This window comes from Ornithinibacter sp. (assembly GCF_035443565.1).
Taxonomy (GTDB): domain Bacteria; phylum Actinomycetota; class Actinomycetes; order Actinomycetales; family Dermatophilaceae; genus Fodinibacter.
On record NZ_DAORSO010000191.1, the window covers coordinates 1 to 3,546 of the forward strand.

Genomic DNA, 3,546 nt, shown 5'->3' on the forward strand with positions numbered 1-3,546 from the left:
ACGTCAGCGAGCATGACCTCGGGGCGCGACTCGTCCATCCGGCCATCCTGCCTCGCACCACCGACACCGGGCGGAGTCAGTGCTCGGCGCGTTCGACCAGCCAGTCGATCGGCGTGCAGGTCCCGTTGTTCGACTTCTCGGCCGAACACGCGGTCACCCCGACGACCACCGGCATCCGCGCCTCGATGGTGAAGCGATCGCCCGGACGGGTGGGCGGAGGGTCGATGTGCAGCTCACCGCGGGCGTCGGTCCACACGTCCATGAAGACGTTGAGGGTCGACCCGATCGAGTCCGGGTCGACGCCGAAGGGGGCCAGTGCCCCGCACAGGTTGGCGAAGCACGACGGGTGGGGGGCACCGTCGAACTCCGGGTAGAGCAGGTCGAACGTGGCCTGGCTGCACGGCGTGAGCGTCAGGTCGTGCACGCCCACGGTGTCGTCGACGACGTCGGCCATGACCTGGCTGCGGTTGGACCACAGCCGGGACCCGGTCGACACGTAGATCGAGTTCCCGAAGTCGGTCGTGCGGCCGGCTGAGAACACCTCGGCAGGGTCCCCGGCCGCCACGAGGTAGAGGTCGCTGACCTGCTCACCCAGGGGGTCGAGCACGGTGAGCCGATCGCCCGGCTCGAGCTCGACGGCGACGCCGGTCTGGGGAGCGATCCGCGACCAGCCCGGTGCAGGGTCGGAGTCGGTTCCGGCGTAGGACGGTGGGGTCGCATGGCGAGGGAAGCGGGTTCGTGCCGGGTTCACAGCTGCTCCTCCACTGCACAGGCTCCCCCAGTTGCGACGGCCGTCTCGGTTGCGTCGGCCGCATCGGTTGGGCCCGCTGCGTCGTCTGCCTTGGCTGCATCCGTTGCGCTGAAGGGCGCCGACCACCGGTCAGGAACGGCGCGCCCTGCGTACTGGCGAGCCTCGGACTCCTCGCCGTGGTCGCGCACCATGGGGTTGAGGGACCCCTGGAGGTTGGTGTCGCGGCGTCGAATGGTGTCGCGCATCCGGTCGAATCGACCGTCGGCTCTCAGCCGCTCGAACTGCTCGTGGAGGTTGAACACCAGGGTCGGCAAGGGGGTGCGACGCGCGACGCGTGAGCTGTTGGGATGCAGCCCGACCACGAAGAACGCCGTGCCGGACAGGCTGAACGCGAAGTGCGGGCTGTCGGGGTCGGCGGCGACACCGTCAGCCCACGGCTCGTCGTCCTGGTCGTGCAGGTGTTGAAGCGCACCCCAGAGCAGGTCCTCGAACTCGCGCTCGTCCTTCGGAACTGGTTCACGGAAGCAGGCGACGAACGACACGAGGTCTCCCTCGACGTCGACCTCGTCGACGTAGCGGGCGAGGGCCGCAGCCACGAGGTCGAGGCTGCCTCCGCCGCTGGTGTCGGAGAGGTCGTCGAGGACGACGAGGGTCGCAGCATCGCGCCGGAACACCGACCGAGCGCCGAGGCAGGGGTACTCGGGGTGGGCCACCATCTCCTCGACAGCCTCGATGATGTCGCGTGCTGGGCCGTCGCCAAGGTCTTCGGCGGCGCGCTCCTCTAGCAGGTCCTTGAGGCGCTCGCTCATCGGACGGCGGCAGAACGGGCGGGCACGGCGACTCCTTAATGTGGGACCTTCACCGTGACACAGGCCAGACGGGCGTCGGGCTTTGGTGCCCGACGGATTGGTGAGCGCAAGGTCACGCGGCGGTGTCGCACAGGTCAGGCGGGCGGGTGATGTGGGTGCGCCCTGAGGGGGTGGTCCACGTGCAGACCCCGTCTGGAGTCATCGTCACGCCCCAGCCGGCGTGGTGCTTGAAGCCGTGGTGCGCGGGGCAGAGCGCCTGCAGATTCGCCTCCTCGGTCTGCCCTGCCGGAAAGGCCACGACGTGGTCGAGGTGGCACCGCCGGGCCTGGACCGAGCACCCCGGGAAGCGGCAGTGCCCGTCGCGCGCTCGCACCTTCGCCGCGAGCGCGGCATGCGGACGATAGGTGCGCCGCTGCGGGAGCCCCCCATCCGCCGACCCCGGGGTGCCGTCGATGATCCGCACCCCCGTGTCGGGATCGTTGAGCAAGGCGGCCACCTGGTCGGGCAGCAGTGCACCCACTCCCGGCGTCTGGACCAGCCCCGGGACGAACCACACGGGCGCACCGGTCAGGTCGGTGACCCGCGGCGGCGGATCGGGATCCGCCGGTGACGGTGGTGGCGGGCGGTGCGACAGGAAGGGGTTGGCCTCCGTCTCGAGCCAGGCCCCCACGGATCGGCCGTGGGCGCGCTCCAGCGCCCCCGCGTCGAGGGTGTGGCGCGTGACCGAGCCCAACACCAGGTCGATCACGACCGCGTCAGCACCCTGAACACGCCCGTCACCACCCTGCGGACGCCCCTCGCCAGCCAGTGGATGCTCGTCACCGCACTGCGGACGCATCGCAGCCTCAGCAGCAGCACGCTCCGCGACCCGGTCGACGAATGACGGCGGCACGGCGCTCGCGACCGGGACCACGAGCTCGACGATCGTCTGCACGGTGGCGTTGCCCAGCACCAGATCAGCCAACGCATCAACCCGCGCCTGCTCCACCGTTCGTCTGACCCCTCGCGCAGCAGCCTTCATCGATGTCGCACCCACACGATCAGCAGCCAGATACTCCTGGGCGAGCGCGTCGATCGCCGCGAACATGCGCCGAGACACCTCGTCAGGCAGGTCCGCCGTCCACCGCATCACCCCCGGCACCTGCGACGCACCCACCCGCACGGACCGACGCCTCGGCGCCCGGGCTTGACCGCGGGCAACCGACTCGGCGTCAGCCCGCGCCGCCGCAGACCGCGCCCGCTCGACCAGACGCGGCTTCGGCAAGGCCGCCACGTCGCCGGCGAACAACCGCGCCTCGAACTCCACCAGGTGCTTGGCGTCGACATCAGCGGCAGCCGCCACCACGGCATCCACCCGCCACGGCTCCAGGTCGCCCGCCAACGCCAGCCCCAGCGTCGTGGGCAGCTCCATCAACCAGCGCGCCCGGTTCAACCGCGTGCGCATCGTGCGTGGGCTGATCCGCAGCTCAGGAGCCAACATCGACGCCGCGACCTGCTCGGGCTCCGGCAGCGCGATCGCGCCGCGATCCCCGCGCCACACCCCACCGGCGGCCTCGACCTCCTCACGCTGGGCATCGCGCGCGCTCATCAGGTCGGCCGCGTGGTGCTCCTGCGCGTCGAGCACGTGCTCGGCGAAGCGGTCGACGGCCACCGCCTGCATCGCGACCGCCCACGACGACACCCGCTGGGTCGCCACGACCACCGCCTCGGCGGCATCCACGCCCAGCCCCGACACGGCATCCGCAGTCATCGTGGACAACAAGACCGCCAGTTCACCCGGCGGCGACTGCCGCACCTGGGTGACGCTCGGGAACCGGTCGATGTCCATGAACTGACACTACGGGCGACCACCGACAGGCCGTCTGACCTGCGCAAACACCGATCAGGCGCCGGTGAACTCCGCGGGTCGCTTGGCGAGGAAGGCGGCGACCCCCTCGCGGTAGTCGGCGGTGTGGGACAGCGCCGTCTGGCCGACCTCCTCGCGCG

3 protein-coding genes are annotated in these 3,546 nt (G+C 71.0%); all 3 read right to left on the reverse strand.

What is annotated here, in order from left to right; translation table 11 throughout:
* Nucleotides 1-76 precede the first annotated feature (76 nt).
* A complete protein-coding gene (locus PLL68_RS13115) occupies nt 77-751 on the reverse strand; it encodes a DUF1989 domain-containing protein (protein WP_324534784.1) in 675 nt (224 codons plus the stop codon).
* Entirely contained in the window at nt 748-1,560 is an 813-nt protein-coding gene (gene gntA / locus PLL68_RS13120) for a guanitoxin biosynthesis heme-dependent pre-guanitoxin N-hydroxylase GntA (RefSeq protein WP_324534786.1), read from the reverse strand. Before gntA ends, PLL68_RS13115 begins: the two co-directional genes overlap by 4 nt.
* A gap of 112 nt (nt 1,561-1,672) precedes the next feature.
* Nucleotides 1,673-3,388, reverse strand: coding sequence for an HNH endonuclease signature motif containing protein (locus tag PLL68_RS13125; RefSeq protein ID WP_324534788.1), 1,716 nt, complete (start codon nt 3,386-3,388; stop codon nt 1,673-1,675).
* Between the last annotated feature and the right edge of the window lie 158 nt (nt 3,389-3,546).

Bases quoted from the DNA above. Each gene is read 5' to 3' on its own strand.
- gntA (WP_324534786.1), bottom strand. From the start codon at position 1,560: ATGAGCGAGCGCCTCAAGGACCTGCTAGAGGAGCGCGCCGCCGAAGAC.
- PLL68_RS13125 (WP_324534788.1), bottom strand. From the start codon at position 3,388: ATGGACATCGACCGGTTCCCGAGCGTCACCCAGGTGCGGCAGTCGCCG.